The 17,700-nt window shown below is 41.7% G+C and carries 13 protein-coding genes; 3 read left to right on the top strand and 10 right to left on the bottom strand.

The genetic code is table 11. The annotated features are described in order from the left end of the window. Window positions 1-312 precede the first annotated feature (312 nt). Window positions 313-834 (top strand): winged helix DNA-binding protein, encoded by a 522-nt coding sequence (locus tag IEY40_RS17595; RefSeq protein WP_188958513.1) that lies wholly within the window; start codon window positions 313-315, stop codon window positions 832-834. Window positions 835-879: 45 nt separating this feature from the next. Here IEY40_RS17595 and IEY40_RS17600 read toward each other — a convergent pair whose 3' ends face one another. Both IEY40_RS17600 and IEY40_RS17605 read right to left on the bottom strand, forming a co-directional pair. Continuing rightward, complete coding sequence (locus tag IEY40_RS17600) at window positions 880-2,109, bottom strand: Nramp family divalent metal transporter (RefSeq protein ID WP_188958515.1); 1,230 nt, start codon at window positions 2,107-2,109, stop codon at window positions 880-882. A 45-nt stretch (window positions 2,110-2,154) separates the two neighbouring features. Then, on the bottom strand, window positions 2,155-5,775 hold the full coding sequence (locus IEY40_RS17605; protein ID WP_188958517.1) for a hydantoinase B/oxoprolinase family protein: 3,621 nt from the start codon (window positions 5,773-5,775) through the stop codon (window positions 2,155-2,157). A 162-nt stretch (window positions 5,776-5,937) separates the two neighbouring features. On the opposite strand from IEY40_RS17605, the gene IEY40_RS17610 reads away from it, so the two are divergent. Continuing rightward, window positions 5,938-7,089: a PA0049 C-terminal domain-containing protein gene (locus IEY40_RS17610; protein WP_188958519.1), complete on the top strand. Its 1,152-nt coding sequence runs from the start codon at window positions 5,938-5,940 to the stop codon at window positions 7,087-7,089. 116 nt (window positions 7,090-7,205) lie between these two features. Here IEY40_RS17610 and IEY40_RS17615 read toward each other — a convergent pair whose 3' ends face one another. From IEY40_RS17615 to IEY40_RS17625, 3 genes are all read right to left on the bottom strand, one after another. Beyond that, a complete protein-coding gene (locus IEY40_RS17615; RefSeq protein WP_188958521.1) occupies window positions 7,206-7,964 on the bottom strand; it encodes a PepSY-associated TM helix domain-containing protein in 759 nt (252 codons plus the stop codon). 21 nt (window positions 7,965-7,985) lie between these two features. Then, window positions 7,986-8,483, bottom strand: coding sequence for an FMN-binding protein (locus tag IEY40_RS17620; RefSeq protein ID WP_229777154.1), 498 nt, complete (start codon window positions 8,481-8,483; stop codon window positions 7,986-7,988). Window positions 8,484-8,621: 138 nt separating this feature from the next. After that, window positions 8,622-9,797 (bottom strand): porin, encoded by a 1,176-nt coding sequence (locus tag IEY40_RS17625; protein ID WP_188958525.1) that lies wholly within the window; start codon window positions 9,795-9,797, stop codon window positions 8,622-8,624. Between the two features lie 438 nt (window positions 9,798-10,235). Between IEY40_RS17625 and IEY40_RS17630 the strand changes: the two genes are divergently transcribed. Next, on the top strand, window positions 10,236-11,429 hold the full coding sequence (locus IEY40_RS17630; RefSeq protein WP_188958527.1) for a class I SAM-dependent rRNA methyltransferase: 1,194 nt from the start codon (window positions 10,236-10,238) through the stop codon (window positions 11,427-11,429). Between the two features lie 310 nt (window positions 11,430-11,739). On the opposite strand, the gene IEY40_RS17635 is transcribed toward IEY40_RS17630, so the two are convergent. The 5 genes from IEY40_RS17635 to IEY40_RS17655 form a co-directional block, all read right to left on the bottom strand. Continuing rightward, window positions 11,740-12,801: a type I restriction endonuclease gene (locus IEY40_RS17635; protein ID WP_188958529.1), complete on the bottom strand. Its 1,062-nt coding sequence runs from the start codon at window positions 12,799-12,801 to the stop codon at window positions 11,740-11,742. Between the two features lie 142 nt (window positions 12,802-12,943). Continuing rightward, the gene (gene glmS, locus IEY40_RS17640; protein ID WP_188958531.1) at window positions 12,944-14,773 is read right to left on the bottom strand and encodes a glutamine--fructose-6-phosphate transaminase (isomerizing); all 1,830 of its coding nucleotides are present in this window, start codon (window positions 14,771-14,773) and stop codon (window positions 12,944-12,946) included. A gap of 1 nt (window position 14,774) precedes the next feature. Further along, complete coding sequence (locus tag IEY40_RS17645; RefSeq protein ID WP_188958533.1) at window positions 14,775-15,581, bottom strand: DeoR/GlpR family DNA-binding transcription regulator; 807 nt, start codon at window positions 15,579-15,581, stop codon at window positions 14,775-14,777. Between the two features lie 161 nt (window positions 15,582-15,742). Then, window positions 15,743-17,107 (bottom strand): bifunctional UDP-N-acetylglucosamine diphosphorylase/glucosamine-1-phosphate N-acetyltransferase GlmU, encoded by a 1,365-nt coding sequence (gene glmU, locus IEY40_RS17650; protein WP_188958535.1) that lies wholly within the window; start codon window positions 17,105-17,107, stop codon window positions 15,743-15,745. A gap of 155 nt (window positions 17,108-17,262) precedes the next feature. Further along, on the bottom strand, window positions 17,263-17,691 hold the full coding sequence (locus tag IEY40_RS17655) for a F0F1 ATP synthase subunit epsilon (protein ID WP_160055768.1): 429 nt from the start codon (window positions 17,689-17,691) through the stop codon (window positions 17,263-17,265). Window positions 17,692-17,700 lie beyond the last annotated feature (9 nt).

The raw sequence follows: 17,700 nt of genomic DNA on the forward strand, positions 1-17,700 counted from the left end.
TCCCTTTCAAATAGCGAGAACGCAGTGCAAAAGCGGCTGGGGCATTCCTTTGTGGTGAGTTTTAAAAGGGCTTACACTGCGTTGCACGACTTCGAAAGAGAACAACTATTCATTCAGTCATTCGCCTTGTTTAAGCCCTTTTAAATTCTCGCAGAGAGATCACTTACTAACGCGCAATGGTATTATAACGAAATAAGTTAAGGTTAAACGTTCACATAATTATCAGAGTTGGTATTATTGATTAAACAAAGTGAAGTGACTTTTTAAAAGTAACCGACTACCAGTACGCCTTACTTCAAAGTGGATATCTATATGACCTCAGAACTAAATGAAAAACGCAAAATTGTGTCATCTAAACATTTAGCCAATAGCGAGGCTTGGCCCCTATCGGAAGTCGAATTAGGATTAACGGTCTTTTATAACGCATTTACCAAATGGATAGTTCGCTGTGCAGCTGCTGCGGGTTGTCATGACCTAAGTCCTGTCGATGTGCTGACCTTGCATAATATTCACTATAGAGACAATATTCAGCGCCGTATCGATATTTGTTTTATGTTAAATATTGAAGACACTCATACCGTTAATTACTCATTAAAAAAATTGGTTAAATTATCTCTAATAACAGGTACCAAGCGCGGTAAAGAAATGTACTACGCAACGACTGAACAAGGTAATGCGTTATGTGAAGAATACAGATTAATCAGAGAAGAATGCTTGATTTCATCTATGTCTGGATTAAAACAAAATGCCGAGGAGCTATCGCAAATGGCCTCTGTATTACGTTCGTTGTCCGGTATTTACGACCAAGCCGCACGCGCCGCTGCAACCCTTTAATATTTAGGCTATTGGAATGAAAGTCTTCTCTCACATCTCCCTAAATTAAGGAGTAAAAAGTGAAAGGCCTATTGAATCAGCCACCATCCTAACCCCTAAAAAGGTGGTAAAAATCACCACGCATCCTCCTAGAGAATTAGACAACCAACCATTAGCATACTGGCCTAAAAGCTTTTTATGATTAATCGCAAACAATAAAAAACTGGCTACGATTGGCAATAACAATCCATTAGCAAACTGAGCCAATACAATAATCTCGATAGGATTTATGCCCGTCAAGGCTAAGCACGCGCCAATCAACAAAATGCTTAAACTGATCCCTCTAAATACTGTTGATTCTGTACCTTTCTCAACTCGCAAAATTTCAGAAATCGCATAGCTGGTTGCCAACGGCGCCGTTATAACACTGCTTAATCCTGCAGCAAACATCCCCATACCCAGTAAATATTTAGAATGCACCCCAAATAGCGGCTCAAACTGTTTGGCCATATCAGCGGCACCATTTACAGCCAAACCATGAGCAAACATACTGGCCGCAGCAGTAGATACAATAAGCAACGCGATAATACCACCAAGACCAATAGAGATAGCGGTATCGACTCTTGCCTCCCCAAGTTGTTGTGCACCTTGCCAATGACTTTTGGCAGCAGATGCATGTAAAAATAAATTATAGGGCACCACAGTTGTACCGATTAAAGCGATAACCGTTAGCAGATTGGCAGTAGTGATATTTGGGCTCATTAAGCCATTAACTATGCTCAGTAACTCAGGCTTTACCACAAAGAATGTGACCACAAATGATACACCCATCAACAGCACTAGAAATATTAATATTCGTTCGATTTGCTTATAACTGCCACGCCATAAAATAAGCGCACCGATTAAACTGAGTGTCAGGATAGACAATTGATAGATGCTTTCACTTTCGCCAACAATCGCTTGAATACCCAGTGCCGCACCCGCTAAATTGCCTCCTTCATACGCTGCGTTACCTATATAAAGCGCCACCATAATAAGTAAAAACAGCGGCCACTTAAAAATAGAATGTTGCAAAGCATCCCACAGTACTTCGCCCAACCCTTTTTGAGTAATCACACCCAGTCGTGCCGACATCTCTTGTAAAATAATGGTCGCTATTGTCGCAAAACCTAACGCCCATAACAGTGAATAACCAAACTTTGCCCCTGCTAATGTGCAGGCGGTAATCGTACCTGGACCAATAAACGCGGCAGTAACTACTACCCCAGGGCCGATTTTTTTTAACTTCGCAAACATGGCACATCCTTTTTATTGAGCGTTAATTGCAAATATCAACAAGCTTTACTGCTTACCGAAGCCGCCACCCGTTGGAGAAATTACATTCACAGCATCGCCGCAATGCACCTCTGCCTGTCCGCAACCTCCAAGCTCAACAATCGAACCATCTTTGCGAGTCACCCAATTTCGGCCTAATTGACCATCTTCACCGCCCATAACACCTATTGGCGGAGTTACTCGATGATCAGATAAAATTGAACACACCATGGTGTCGTTAAATCTAATTTTGCGATAAATACCATCACCAGCGGACCATTTACCCTTTCCACCAGAACCACGGCGAATTGAAAACTCATCTAACACCACTGGGTAACGTTGCTCCATAATTTCCGGGTCGGTCATACGTGTATTGGTCATATGAGTGTGCACAGCAGCGGTACCATTAAAACCTTTGCCAGCAGGGCTGCCAGAACAAATTGTCTCGTAATATTGATATTTAGCGTTGCCAAATGTGAGGTTATTCATGGTGCCCTGACTAGTACCAAGCGCCCCTAGGGCTGCAAACAACGCATTGGTTACCGCTTGGCTGGTTTCTACGTTGCCTGCCACTACTGCTGCTGGAAACTCTGGATTTAACATAGAACCATTAGGCACAATTATATTTAGTGGCTTCATGCAGCCCGCATTTAACGGAATATCATCATTGACTAAGCAACGGAATACATACAATACCGCCGCATGAGTAATCGCTTGCGGGGCATTAAAGTTAGACGGTTGCTGACTGCTTGTACCGCTAAAATCAATCGTGGCACTGCGCTTATTTTTGTCTACCGTTATTGCAACCTGGATCACGGCACCTGAATCAATCTTATAGGTAAATTGACCGTCTTTAAGTGAAGTAATTGCTTGTCTTACAGCCTCTTCAGCGCTGTCCTGTATATACCCCATGTAGGCATGTACAGAGTCGATTCCATTGGTGTCCACCAACTTCAATAACTCATTAACCCCAGTGTTATTGGCCGCTATTTGCGCCATTAAGTCGGCAATATTTTGTTCTATATTACGCGCAGGATACGGGCCTTCACTGAGTTTTTGCTGAATAACTTCATGTAAAAACACGCCTTGATCAACCAGTTTTATAGAATCAAGCACAATGCCTTCTTCATAAATGGTTTTTGCCAGTGACGACATCGACCCCGGCGCTATTCCGCCAATGTCTTCATGATGTGCGCGACTGGCCACATAAAAAATTACATGTTTATTATCTGCATCAAATACTGGCGTAATCACGGTGATATCGGGTAAGTGCGATCCGCCATTGTAAGGATTATTTTGTACAAACACATCACCAGGGTTAATGGCTTGACCGCTATTGATAATCACCTTAACGCTTGAGTCCATTGAGCCTAAATGTACTGGCACATGCGGTGCGTTTGCTACTAGGCTGCCGGTTTTATCAAAAATAGCGCATGAAAAATCAAGCCGCTCTTTTATGTTGACCGATTGAGCCGTATTTTGCAGTACAAAACCCATTTGTTGGGCAATCGACATAAACAGATTGTTGTAAATCTCTAATGTGACAGGATCAGACTTAACCGTTAATGCAGCGCCTGCATGGGCCTGATTAATTCGGCTTAAAATAATATGTCCATATTGGGTAACATCAGCCTGCCAATCTTGCTCCACAATAATAGTGCCTGTAGGCTCAATAATAATTGCAGGCCCAGTAATAAGATGACCGTAATTGAGTTGAGTACTGTCATATACCGGAGTTTGATGCCATACCCCTTTTGAATACATGGGTTTTAACACAATGTGGTCCGCACTAGCAGTGGTTTTATGATCGGCTTTTGCCTCGGCGATGCCCTCACCGCCACCAGAAGATAACACCCCAGCCATTTCGACAATAATGGGTTTATCTAACATAATAAAACCGTATTGGCGTTTATGGTTACGTTCAAATTCGACACGCATTTGTTCATGGTCGGTATACGGCACTTTTATACTGGTGTCTGTACCTTTGTACCTTAGTTGTGCCCAAGCGGTATGGGTCGTTTCATCAGCCGCTAAGCCCTGCTCAATTAATTCGGTAACATTCGCAGCTGTAAGCTCGTCAATACTGCGTTGTATTTCAACTATCATTGTCGCGCTTAATACTTGCTCCAACACGACTTGACGCTCAACACTGATATCGGCTAACCCCATGCCATACGCCGACAACACCCCTGAAAATGGATGTAAGAACACTTTATCCATGCCGAGTCGCTCGGCCACCAAACAAGCATGTTGTCCACCAGCACCACCAAAGCAATTTAAAACGTATTGCGCTAAGTTATAACCACGGGCAACCGAAATTTTCTTAATCGCCTGCGCCATATGCTCAATAGTAATGTCTAAAAAGCCTTGGGCAACTTGTTCAGCGTTGCGTCCATCAGCGACTTCATTCGCTATTTCAACAAAAGCATCAAATGCTGCTTGTTGATCTAAAGCTTGATCTTGATTGGGTCCAAAAATATGCGGAAAAAAATCAGGCTGAACCTTACCTAAGCACACGTTAATGTCTGTTACCGCAAGCAAACCACCACGGCGATAACACTTAGGGCCGGGATTGGCGCCTGCCGAATCTGGCCCAACCCGAAAACGGCTGCCATCAAAAGACAACACAGAGCCACCACCCGCAGCAACCGTATGTATAAACATCATAGGCACCCGCATTCTAACGCCAGCAACTTCGGTTTCGTACACCTTTTCGTACTCGCCGGCATAGTGAGACACATCGGTTGATGTGCCGCCCATGTCAAAGCCAATCATTTTAGTAAACCCAGCAAGCTTTGCCGTATGTACTGCGCCCACTATGCCACCAGCAGGGCCTGACAATATCGCATCACGGCCTCTAAATTTACTAGCATCGGTAAGCCCGCCAGACGATTGCATAAACAACAATTTACCCTGTTCGTTGTCATTGCTAATTGCCGACTCTATTTGGTCAACGTACTTTCTTAAAATAGGGGTTAAATAGGCATCGACGACTGTGGTTTCGCCACGGGGGACAATTTTAGTGAGAGGACTGACATCGTGGCTAATTGAGATTTGACTAAAGCCTATTTCTTTGGCTATTAGCGCAAGGCTTTGTTCATGTTCAGGAAAACGATAAGCGTGCATCAACACAATCGCAATTGAGCGATACCCTTTATCATAAGCCTGCTTAAATGCCTGGCGAGCTTGAGTGTCATCAAGGGGAATATCAACGTCACCATTGGCAAGAACGCGCTCTGTAATTTGAATGACATCACTGTATAACAGCGGTGACTTAGTAATATTTAACGCAAATATGTTGGGGCGAGCTTGATGTCCAATCTCAAGAATATCACCCAACCCTGCGGTAATGGCTAAAACAGTGGCTTCGCCTTTTTTCTCAAGCAACGCATTCGTGGCAACGGTAGTCCCCATTTTTACCACTTTCACTTGCTCAGCAGGAATAGCGCCATGTTTATCAATGCCTAAAAACTCGCGTATACCTTGCAATGCTGCATCTGCGTATGCTTCAGGGTTTTCAGATAACAGCTTTTTAGTATGAAGTTTGCCTGCGGGATCTTTAGCAACAATATCGGTAAAAGTACCACCTCTGTCTATCCAAAACTGCCACCGTCCTTGTGATGGTGATATCAAATTATTGTTACTCATTTACACTCCAAAATGGCATGACATCCATAACGACTTACAAACAGAACCGACTAAAAAGTAACACTACAATGACAAATCATCAACGTTATATCATTGTTATATTGACATGTAATACCAGTTGTGTGAAATTCAAGCACCTGCCCCAAACTTGAAATAACTAAAATGTTAAAAAGATTATTTTTTTTAAGCCTTATCAGTTTAAGTACTAGCACCCTAGCATTAGATCTTACCGTTGAAGAGTTACGCATCGAAAAAATGCAAGCTGCGTATCCAGCAGTGACCAGTATATTTAGCAATGAGACCAAGGCTTTTCAGTTGACCTTACAAAAAGCCACTTCTTTTGATGCCGCATCAGCGTTAGTGACAGAGTATTCAGATCAACTTTGGCAGTTGGCAAAAAAGCAACTACACAATGCACCAAAAATGGATGACAGACCACTTTATTGGGCAAGGCTTACATCTAGTAAAGTGATTAGAAGCGTACAACCTTTATTTGAACTAACCCTCGGCCAACGCCAAGCGTTACTGGATATATTGGAGCAAGGCTCAAGAGGTCAACACGATCTGCTCTACACTCAAGATACCCATAAAAAAGTTCTCCTCACAGGTTTTGACCCATTTTTACTCGATAAAAATATCAATCAAAGTAACCCATCAGGCATTGCTGCAATCGCACTTGACGGACAAATCATTGAACTCAATGGCATCACAGCAGAAATTAATACCGTAATAGTGCCAGTGCGATATGCAGACTTTGATCAAGGATTAATCGAATCAATCCTTGCACCATACTACACCTTGAATAATGTCGATATGATTGTGACGGTGAGTATGGGTCGAGAGAATTTCGATCTAGAACGCTTTCCAGGAAAAAGACGTAGCGTTACCGCACCAGATAATCTCAACATTGTTGCTGGTGGCACTGAAACAAAGCCTATTATTTCAAAACTTAATGATAGGCCGTTACCCGGTGATGAGTTTGTTGAATTTAGCCTGCCAGTTAAGCAAATGAAACAAGCAAAAGGCCCCTATAAAGTCATCGACAATCATCAAGTGACCAGCCTTAATAAGCAGACCCACAAACCAAACTCACTCGCTGAACTCGACAATGAAATTGCCGTTAATGGCTCTGGTGGAGGTTACTTATCGAATGAAATTTCTTACCGCAGTATTCGTTTACGAAATCAACTAAACTCAACCATTCCTACTGGGCATATTCATACACCACGCATACAGCAGTATGATCCCGAAATCGAAAAACAAATTGTTGAGCAAATACGCTCTATGTTGGCACACTCATTAAGTGCGCTATAAAGGAAGGATGTGTTTTGATGTAAGCGTTATTACCTAAACTAAAAACGCTTACAAACTAACCTTCTTAACAAGCAGGGTGAGAGCTGATGTTAACCCAAACCTGTTAACAGTGTTAATTATCTTGGCGGTTTTTGTTTTAACCAAATCCAAAAACCGCTCAACGATACCATCAATAGTGCTAGGGCAAACAAGTCCCAAAGCCATATCGTTAAGTGGCCAAACAAGCGCCCACTGTGTAAATCAAGCATCACTCGTTGCCAGCTTAAGTTGGCGCTGCGTGCCAGATTAATGATGGCTTGGTCTATGTCGTTATTAGCACTCACCCAGGCACTAAACCCAGTAGGTAAAGTGGCTTGTTGCCAGTCAATGAGTTGCTCATCAGCTTGGTAAGTGCCATTTTCCGTATTTAACCATACGCGATTATCAATAATCGCTAGTCCAAGTAAATCTGACGGAAGCCCGGTACTGCGACTTTGAGTTTCTTGTAACTGCCCCTGCTTATCGAACAAAGATAACTGCTGTGCATCTATCGCTACTAGCATATTGTTGGCATAAGTGGCACTTATTAGGGTGTCTGCAGCTTCTAAAATCATCTGCTGATTTTGCCACAGTAAGTTGTCGGTAATGTATAAAGCTGAAGAGGTTTGGCCGAATTGAGCAATATGCCTAGGCGCGGCAATACCATAATAATCTAATAACCATGCCTGAGTAACACCGGTTTTATCTAACCCTAAGTCGTCACTGTGGTTAATGGCCACACCCGTTAAGGTTAACAATAAAATAAATAATGCGCTTGCCAAGCCTAAGCGGCGATGCCAAGGACGAAGAACACGTAAAAATTTGATACGTAAACTGTTTCGAGAAGGTGTTGTCACACTAACCTGCTTAAAAATGGCTTATTTATTAATATGGGCATCAAGCAACAGTGCGATACGCGAGAGTTTTGTTAATGCCCGCACAGACAAAGTTGCGCCAGTAATACCGTCAATGTGTTTATCAAGTTGATGTTGCTCAGTTAACTTGGCGGCTTTAAATTGATCGGTAAAAAAATCATGACGAACTTCATCACCACGGCTTTCTCGGTACACCAATACTTTGGTTTGGGCAATTTGCTGATCTTTTACGTGAATACCAACAGTAATAGGCGACTCTTTACCAATCTCATCCATAATCCATACGGTTTCATTATTGTGTAACCAATAACGAACGCGCATTTTAGTAAATCGATGTGCCAAAATAGCTTCTACTGCTTGTTTTAAATCATCATCTAGCCATAGTATTTTGGCATCACCGCTATTGCCGTTAAATGCATGGCTTATAAAGGCATCATTTGACTGATATTGGGTGGCAGCTAGTGCAGCATACGTTGGCACATACCCTATAAATAACACCATAAAAAACAGTAAAGCTGAACGTAACATTGGCGCATACCATCCATAAACAATCATAAAAAATACGGGTGCCTACACTGTTGGCACCCATTTTTATCGATAATCGGTTTTACCGAAAATAACGTTAAGACTTGTTAGTATTTAGAACTGGTAACCAACGCCTAGGTTAAAGCCGTCAGAGTCTGCAGCACCGCTGATTTTTTCAAAGTCAGCTTTAAACACTACATTTTCGTGTAACCAGTAATTCACACCCACGTTAGTTTGCTTTTTCTTGGTGTTCGCGCTGTCACCGGCATTGTTGTCCCACTCGTTGTAACGAGCAAATACACCAAACTGGTCATTAATACGGTAAGCAGGCTCAATATAGAAACCATTTTGCTTATCACGGCCTAATGCTTCTGCTTCTTGACCATCGATGTCCCACTGAGCAAATAACGCTTTAACGGTAAAGTTTTCGATGCTGTAAATAGCATGTGCTGTTACTAAGGTTGCAGAGGCAGTATCAACACCCGCTTCACCTTGCGTTAAATCTGATTGATATTGCACGGTAGCAGCTAACTCTAAACCAGGTACGGCAGTATACTTAACACGGCCGGTATAGGCTAAATCTTCACCTTTGGCTTCAGATACTTTTTGACGACCGTTACGGATTTTGTAACCCGAGCTTTGGTCTAAATACAAACCTGAAGTCACAGCGGTATCAAATGCTAAACCAGGGGCAGCTTTAACGTTAAGCGTTAAACCACCTTCCCACCATGTTGCAGGGATAATGTCTTTTTCTACTGGGTTGCGCTCTACACCATAAAATGTATCGGGTTCATGAGTTTCATTGATAATACCTACTGGCATTAAGAACAGACCCGCTTTACCAGTTAACATATCATTAAAGTCGTGCTCGATATAAGCTTGCTCTAACTCAACTTCGCCTTTCTTACCTTCGCCAGCAATTGAATGTTCAACTTCTAGCTCAGAGAAAAAACGGGTTGTGTTATTAAATTCATGGCCAACAAATAATACAAAACGGTGGAAATCGAATTCTTTTTTATCATTGCCCGTTTTGTTGTCAGTAATGTTGTTGTAATGCAACTCACCGTAGCCACCAATTGTGGTAGCTGACTTACTAGACGCTGTTGATTCAACAACATCGGCAGTGGTTTCTACACGCTGTTCAGTTTGTTCTAGACGCTTCTCAAGATCTTTTAACACTTTTTGTTGCTGTTCAATGATTTGGCGTAATTCAGTTGTTTCGTCAGACGCAGTAGCATAGTGGCTAGCAAACAGGCTTAATAAAGTAGCCGCAATTAACGTTTTTTTCATTCTGTTATCCTGATGGGTCAATGTAAACACTGTAAATTTATGTAAAGCAATGTAAATTTGATGAGGATTATACATAACAGTTATGTTAATGCAAACCATTACCATTAAGCTTACGACTTTGTTACGTTTGTAAATAAAAATAAGGCACATCACCAATAACTATTTCTCGGAAGCGTCTTCATAAAAATGAATGACATAAGTTAAACAAGTCACCCATATAAAAATCTGCAGATAGACGGTGGCCAAGTAACAACTCGACACACCTCTTATCAATGAATGATTAATCAAGTTTTTAGATGTAAAACACGCTATGATCACTCCTAATAGCATCTTATTTAATTTGTGATCGCACCATGTTCTAATCGCGTTGCGAAAAACTTAGATAATTTAATGCATCACACACTGTTTTATTGACCCTTATCATTATTAGGCAAATCCATGGCTATCAGAATCAAACTTAAACCTGGCCGCGAACGTTCATTAGACCGTCGCCACCCTTGGGTGTTTTCCAACGGCATTCACAACGTCAATGGCGGCAAACCTCAAGCCGGAGACACGGTTGACGTTGTTGCACATGACGGACGCTGGTTAGGTCGTGGCGCCTGGTCACCAGAGTCACAAATTCAAGTCAGGGTATGGACCTTCGATAAACAAGAAGAAATTGATAGCGACTTTTTTGCAAGACGCATTAAACGCGCTCAAGCAGGGCGAGATGCTCTAATTATTGAGCAAGGGCTTACGGGATACCGTTTAATTGCCGCTGAGTCAGACGGATTACCCGGTATCACCATTGACCGTTATGCCAATGTGCTTGTATGTCAGTTACTCAGTACCGGCGCAGAAAAATGGCGAGACACCATTGTTGAACAACTTGTACTGCAATATCCAAATTGCGCTGTGTATGAACGTTCGGATGTAGATTCTCGTAAAAAAGAAGGCTTAGCGCCAGTGATGGGGTTATTGCATGGTGAATTGCCACCTATGCCAGTCATTATTGAAGAAAACGGCATTAAAATCGCAGTCGATGTTGTTAAAGGCCATAAAACCGGGTTTTATTTAGACCAACGTGACAACCGCGCAATGGCGGCTCGTTTTGTTAAAGGTAAATCGGTGCTTAACTGTTTTTGTTACACAGGCACCTTTGGTTTATATGCCGCAAAAGCGGGAGCGGCCAGCATTGAAAACGTCGATGTGTCAGGTTTAGCACTGCAAACTGCGCGCGACAACATGGCAATTAACAATCTTAATGACGACCATGTAAACTACAATGAAGCCGATGTATTCAAGCTATTACGCCAATACCGTGATGAAGGAAAAACCTTTGATGTCATCGTACTCGACCCACCTAAATTTGCTGATAATAAATCACAGCTAGACGGTGCCTGCCGTGGTTATAAAGACATCAATATGATTGCCATGCAGTTACTTAATCCAGGCGGAATATTGCTGACCTTCTCGTGCTCAGGCTTAATGCAGTCAGACTTATTCCAAAAAGTGGTGGCCGACGCGGCATTAGATGCCAAGCGTGAAGTGCAATTTGTTGAGCGTATGCACCAAGCAAGCGATCACCCTATTAGCAGCGCATTCCCAGAAGGTTATTACCTCAAAGGACTCGTCGCTCGCGTTTGGTAATAGCTAAATGGACCAAATCAAAAAGGGAACAGTATCTGTTCCCTTTTTGTTTAATGTAACTCAAGCTACTTAACGACTGACTTTTAATGAGACATAACATAGAACGAATAATTTCGATAATAGCTCACTAAGATCTATCAACACTAATCAATAAATCACCATTTACCAGACACAATATTGATATAAACCCCAACAACAATAACCGCCAACATTGATGCAAAAAAGCGACTACTCAATGAGTCAGTCGCTTGTTATCAAGCTTTAGCAATTAAATACTCACAATTTTGTGGTGCGAAACTAAAAGAGTAAATTATTCATAGTATGTTGTTGTTTGTAATAATATCTCACTAAAATCAAAGATTTGATCGATAGTCTCTATCGGATGCCGAGTTTCATTTTTATCGACATCGAACAACCCAAGATATTTTTGTTTGGCATTAAAGTGCAAACGGCATAAAGGTTTGCGATTATTGTCATCCAATAACACACCAAAATAACTTTGGGTATCTCTTGCAATAATCCTAGTAGCATCAACCTTTTGCCTTAAAATAGCTTTAACAATATTAAAACCTTCAACTTCATCATTGGTAGTAATAATTTTAGGCTTATCATCATCTTGTGCATGTTGAACGTCTTCATCAACTTTAGACGTTTGTTCACCACCTATTGCTGATTTCAACCTGTCATTAATACTATCACTTAGAAATTGTCTTAAGGCTTTTTTAGTAATTTCAGTAAATTGCTGCTTAACTTTAGGTGTAAGTACGCCGTCATATGCTCTTGCAGCGAAAAATTTAATAAACTCTTCTTCTGGTTCTTTAAATTGCTCATTTAACAATTTTTTTATTTGATTTAGATATTTAAGTTCACCAGCGGCACTCACGATAGACTCAACATCAAATGAAGATTTAGTGAGTTTCTTAAGCTCTGGAACTAAATGCTCATCAATATTTAATAAATCTAAGGTTAAAAATGGTTTTTCATCCATCTTATTAGGGGCATCAAGATCGGTAAAAAATTGGTATTCTGTGCCGTTTGTTAAAATGGCCAAACGAGAGTTTGTAACCGAAAAATACCTAAAAAGTTGTCCTGCATGTTTAATGGATAGCTTTTCACCATATTTTTTGCATTCGATAAGAATTTGTACCTCGCCATCCTTAACTAATGCGTAGTCCACTTTCTCACCTTTTTTCGTGGCTATATCGGCAGTAAACTCAGGGATTACCTCGTTGGGATTAAAAACATCATAACCTAATACTGTATGTAAAAATGGCATGATCAACGCATTTTTAGTGGCTTCTTCAGTTTGCAAACTGGCTGCTATTTGAGGAATCCTTTTTGATAAAACATCTATTCGTTCAATAAAATCCATCTCATCGACCTCGTGTTAATGATTAATGTCACTCCAATTTCAAGTTAGCAGATAAAAACCAAATACCATAATATTTTTTTGAGCATTTTTCAGACAATAAAAAAGGCTTCCATAAGAAGCCTTTTTTAATCAAATCAGAAACTTATTCAACCGTTACGCTTTTTGCGAGGTTACGAGGTTGGTCTACATCGGTACCTTTAATTAAGGCAACATGGTATGACAATAATTGCAGTGGAATGGTGTAAATCAGTGGTGCCATAAACTCATCACAATGTGGTACCTGGATAACTTTCATGGTGTCGTCTGATTCAAACTCAGCATCGACATCGGCAAATACATACATTAACCCGCCACGAGCACGTACTTCTTCAACGTTAGATTTAAGCTTCTCAAGTAACTCATTGTTGGGTGCGACAACGATCACTGGCATATCGGCATCAATAAGTGCTAATGGGCCGTGCTTTAGCTCACCTGATGCATAAGCTTCTGCGTGAATGTATGAAATTTCTTTAAGCTTTAGTGCGCCTTCCATTGCGATTGGATATTGATCACCACGGCCTAAAAATAGTGCATGTTGCTTGTCGGCAAAGTCTTCTGCTAATTCTGCAATGGCATCATTTAAGCCAAGCGCTTGTTCCACTTTAGCTGGCATTGATAACAAGCTTTGAGTAATAGCGGCTTCCATTTCGCTAGACATGCCATTATGACGACCTATAGCCGTAGTTAACATTAATAAGCCAGCAAGTTGTACGGTAAAGGCTTTAGTTGATGCAACACCAATTTCTACACCGGCTTTCATCATGTAAGCCATGTCAGATTCACGCACTAATGATGAACCGGCTGAATTACAAATGGTTAAAGTGGCTTTGTAGCCCATTTCTTTAGCAAGGCGCATGGCCGCTAGCGTATCTGCTGTTTCACCCGATTGCGAAATAGTCACTAATAGGCTATTTGGGAATAAATGAGACTTGCGATAACGGAACTCTGAGGCAATTTCAACGTTACATGACACGCCAGCCCAATCTTCTAACCAGTAACGCGCGGCCATACCCGCGTGGTAACTGGTACCACAGGCAATAATTTGTACGTGTTTAATGTCTTTTAAAAATTCAGCGGCATTTTCACCAAAAGCAGAATCTAATACTTTACCACCCGCAATACGACCTTCTAATGTATGGGCAATAGCAGTTGGCTGCTCATAAATTTCTTTCAGCATGTAGTGACGATATTCGCCTTTATCACCGGCATCATGCGTTACTTCTGACTCTTTCATTTCACGCTGAACTGCGTTGCCGTCAATATCAAAAATGTTAACGTCACGACGGGTAATTTCCGCTACGTCACCTTCTTCTAAAAAGGCAAAAGAACGGGTAACAGGTAGTAAAGCGAGTTGATCAGAAGCAACAAAGTTTTCGCCTAAACCATAACCAATCACTAACGGACTACCACTACGAGCAACAACCATACGTTCACTATCACGACGGTCGATAACCACGGTACCGTAAGCGCCTTCAAGTTGTTTAACCGTAGCTTGTACAGCAGCTAATAAATTACCCGTAACTTTAAGCTCATGATGCACAAGGTGGCAAATGACTTCAGTGTCGGTGTCTGATGAAAACACATAACCTAAGCCTTTAAGCATCTCGCGTAGTTTGTTGTGGTTTTCAATAATACCGTTGTGAACGACGGCAATATCGCCCTCAGATAAATGTGGGTGAGCATTACGTTCACTTGGCTCACCATGAGTAGCCCAACGAGTGTGAGCAATACCGGTTCCACCAGCCAGTGGGGAAGCGTCTAACGCTGATGATAATTCTTGTACTTTGCCTAAGCGACGGGTACGGCTTAGTTCGCCTTGATGAATAACCGCAACACCAGCTGAGTCATAACCGCGATACTCAAGACGACGAAGGCCTTCTACTAAAATTTCTGCAACATCCCTTTGCGCAACAGCGCCTACGATTCCACACATGTTAGTTGTTTCCTTTACTGTTTAAATTTAATTTTGTTTCCTGAGCATACGGCGCAAGTATCACTTTAACGCCATGTGCTGAAATAGTGTCTACTGCTTGTGGGCTAATGTTGTCGTCGGTAACCAACACATTAACTACATCCCACGGCAATTCTAAGTTGGGGATCCGCCGGCCTATTTTGGTCGACTCTAATAGCACCACTACTTCACGTGACATTTCGGCCATCACTTTGCTTAAGCCGGTGAGTTCATTAAATGTAGTCGTGCCGCGATCCAGATCGATACCATCGGCACCGATAAATAGTTGATCGAAGTTATATGAACGTAATACTTGCTCAGCCACTTGCCCCTGAAAAGACTCTGAATGTGGGTCCCAGGTACCTCCGGTCATCAACAATGTCGGTTCATTTTCAAGCTCATGAATAGCGTTTGCCAGTTGCAATGAATTAGTCATCACCACAAGGCCACGCTTATCATTAAGCTGCTGGATAATCCCAGATGTGGTGCTGCCACTGTCGATTATGATTCGGTTATGATCGCGAATAAGCTCAGCTGCTTTTGCCGCTATGGCTTGCTTATTTAACGATAATGTTTCATTGGCTATTTGCGTCATTTCCTGAGGTACAGGGACAGCCCCACCATAACGACGTAGTAATAATCCGTGAGTTTCTAGCATGGCCAAATCTTTGCGTATCGTGACTTCTGAAGTCGCGAATAAACCAGCCAATTGATCGACACTCACTTCACCTTGGTCGTTAACCAACTTAATGATCGAATGGCGACGTTGTTGGGTATTACGTTTGGTCATTTGATTAAAATCTTTCACATAAGTTTCGAAACGAAAGATATTTTAGCAGTAAATGAAACTTTATCTAGATCTGAATCGTTAAAATTGAAAATAAAGTACAAAAAAACCTCTGTGGTTAGCAGAGGTTTTTAAGGATTTACACCTGAATGAGGTCTAAAACATTAGCTTTTTATTTTAACAGGGCGCTGCCAACCAGCGATATGACGTTGCTTTACACGTGTGATAACAAGTTCATCTTCTGCAACATCTTTAGTAATAGTAGAGCCGGCACCCAAGGTCGCATTTTTACCAATAGTCACGGGAGCAACTAATTGGGTATCGCTTCCCACAAATACGCCGTCTTCTATGGTGGTAATAAACTTGTTAGCACCATCGTAGTTACAGGTAATGGTACCTGCACCAATATTAACACCGGCACCAATAACCGCATCACCGAGATAAGCTAAATGACCCGCTTTAGAGCCAGCACCTAACACTGATTTTTTGATTTCAACAAAGTTACCAATATGTGCATCTTCTTTAAGCTCAGCTCCAGGGCGTAAACGAGCAAAAGGTCCAGCACTGGCTGCTTGCCCAAGCTTAGCTCCTTCAACGATGGTATAAGGTTTAATTTCGGCGTTATCTGCAATTTCACAATTAATCAAAATAGCGCCGGCACCAATAGTGACATTATTACCTAATACTACTTTACCTTGGAAAATGACATTTACATCAATCATCACATCCATACCAACAGTAACATCACCGCGAATATCAATACGCGCAGGATCACGTAAATTGGCACCCTCTAGCATGAGCTTTTCAGCTGCACGAGCTTGGTATGCACGCTCTAACTGTGCTAATTGCACACGATTATTGGCACCTTCAACTTCAATGGCTGACTGAGGTTGTGACGTGGTAATAGCAATACCATCCGCATGTGCCATCGCAATAATGTCTGTTAGATAATACTCACCTTGAGCATTGTTGTTTGATAAGCGATTCAACCACGCTTTTAATTGTTTTCCAGGTACAGCCATGATGCCGGTATTAACTTCAGTGATTTTTAATTGGTCTGCATTTGCATCTTTTTGCTCAACGATACCGACCACTTTACCGAACTCTCTCACTATGCGGCCATAACCTGAAGGGTTAACAAGATTAACAGTTAAAATAGCGAGGCCATTTTTATCACGTGCAGCAAGCAAGCTTTCGAGTGTTGATTGTTGGATAAGGGGGACATCACCATAAAGAATGAGTACGGTATCATCATCGTTAATGTTTGGATTGGCTTGAGCAACAGCATGACCTGTGCCTAGTTGCTCGGCTTGCAATACCCAATTTAATGTTTGTTCACCTAATGCCGCTTGCAACTTGTCGGCACCATAACCGTAAACCAGTTGAATCGCTTGTGAACCTAATGAGTTAGCTGTGTCGATAACATGCTGAACCATACTTTTATGGGCAATTGGATGCAGTACTTTAGGTAAATCTGAGCGCATGCGAGTTCCTTTGCCTGCAGCTAAGATAACAACATTTAACGACATAATTAATCCCTTCAAACAACATAAATTCAAATTGGCGCTATTTTAGCTTAATCTCAATACAAATGGAAAAACTCACTTTGTAGTATTTTCAATATAAAATGGCAATAAAAAAGGCGACTCATAATGAGTCGCCTTTTCAGCGTCAAATAATCAGATTATCTGGTGATATTTCGCTTGATGGTTTCAACTACTTTCAATTGAGCCAAAGATTTGGCCAATTCGATAGCAGCAGCTTCGTAATTGAAGTCGGCGCCAGCATTCGCAATTGCTTGCTCTGCACGTTCCTTCGCTTTTAAAGCGGCTTTTTCATCAATATCATCGGCACGTAATGCTACATCAGCAAGTACTGAGATTGCAGTAGGTTGTACTTCCAGTAAACCACCTGAAAGATACAACACTTCTTCACTACCATCTTGCTTGATAAAGCGCGCCATACCAGGCTTGATTGTTGTTAGTAGAGCAACGTGGTTAGGCATAATACCTAACTCACCTTCAGCGCCGTTCACTTCAAAAAAGCTCACTTCGCCGTGGTAAATGCTGTCTTCTGCACTAACAATATCAAGTTGGACTGTTTTGGCTGCCATCAAGTTCTC

Origin of the sequence: Shewanella ulleungensis (assembly GCF_014648315.1) — a bacterium.
GTDB classification, from domain to species: Bacteria; Pseudomonadota; Gammaproteobacteria; order Enterobacterales; family Shewanellaceae; genus Shewanella; species Shewanella ulleungensis.

Excerpts from the sequence above, each read along its gene's own strand:
- IEY40_RS17595 (WP_188958513.1), top strand. The coding sequence starts at position 313 with ATGACCTCAGAACTAAATGAAAAACGCAAAATTGTGTCATCTAAACAT.
- IEY40_RS17600 (WP_188958515.1), bottom strand. The coding sequence starts at position 2,109 with ATGTTTGCGAAGTTAAAAAAAATCGGCCCTGGGGTAGTAGTTACTGCC.
- IEY40_RS17605 (WP_188958517.1), bottom strand. The coding sequence starts at position 5,775 with ATGAGTAACAATAATTTGATATCACCATCACAAGGACGGTGGCAGTTT.
- IEY40_RS17610 (WP_188958519.1), top strand. The coding sequence starts at position 5,938 with ATGTTAAAAAGATTATTTTTTTTAAGCCTTATCAGTTTAAGTACTAGC.
- IEY40_RS17620 (WP_229777154.1), bottom strand. The coding sequence starts at position 8,483 with ATGGTGTTATTTATAGGGTATGTGCCAACGTATGCTGCACTAGCTGCC.
- IEY40_RS17625 (WP_188958525.1), bottom strand. The coding sequence starts at position 9,797 with ATGAAAAAAACGTTAATTGCGGCTACTTTATTAAGCCTGTTTGCTAGC.
- IEY40_RS17630 (WP_188958527.1), top strand. The coding sequence starts at position 10,236 with ATGGCTATCAGAATCAAACTTAAACCTGGCCGCGAACGTTCATTAGAC.
- IEY40_RS17635 (WP_188958529.1), bottom strand. The coding sequence starts at position 12,801 with ATGGATTTTATTGAACGAATAGATGTTTTATCAAAAAGGATTCCTCAA.
- glmS (WP_188958531.1), bottom strand. The coding sequence starts at position 14,773 with ATGTGTGGAATCGTAGGCGCTGTTGCGCAAAGGGATGTTGCAGAAATT.
- IEY40_RS17645 (WP_188958533.1), bottom strand. The coding sequence starts at position 15,581 with ATGACCAAACGTAATACCCAACAACGTCGCCATTCGATCATTAAGTTG.
- glmU (WP_188958535.1), bottom strand. The coding sequence starts at position 17,107 with ATGTCGTTAAATGTTGTTATCTTAGCTGCAGGCAAAGGAACTCGCATG.
- IEY40_RS17655 (WP_160055768.1), bottom strand. The coding sequence starts at position 17,691 with ATGGCAGCCAAAACAGTCCAACTTGATATTGTTAGTGCAGAAGACAGC.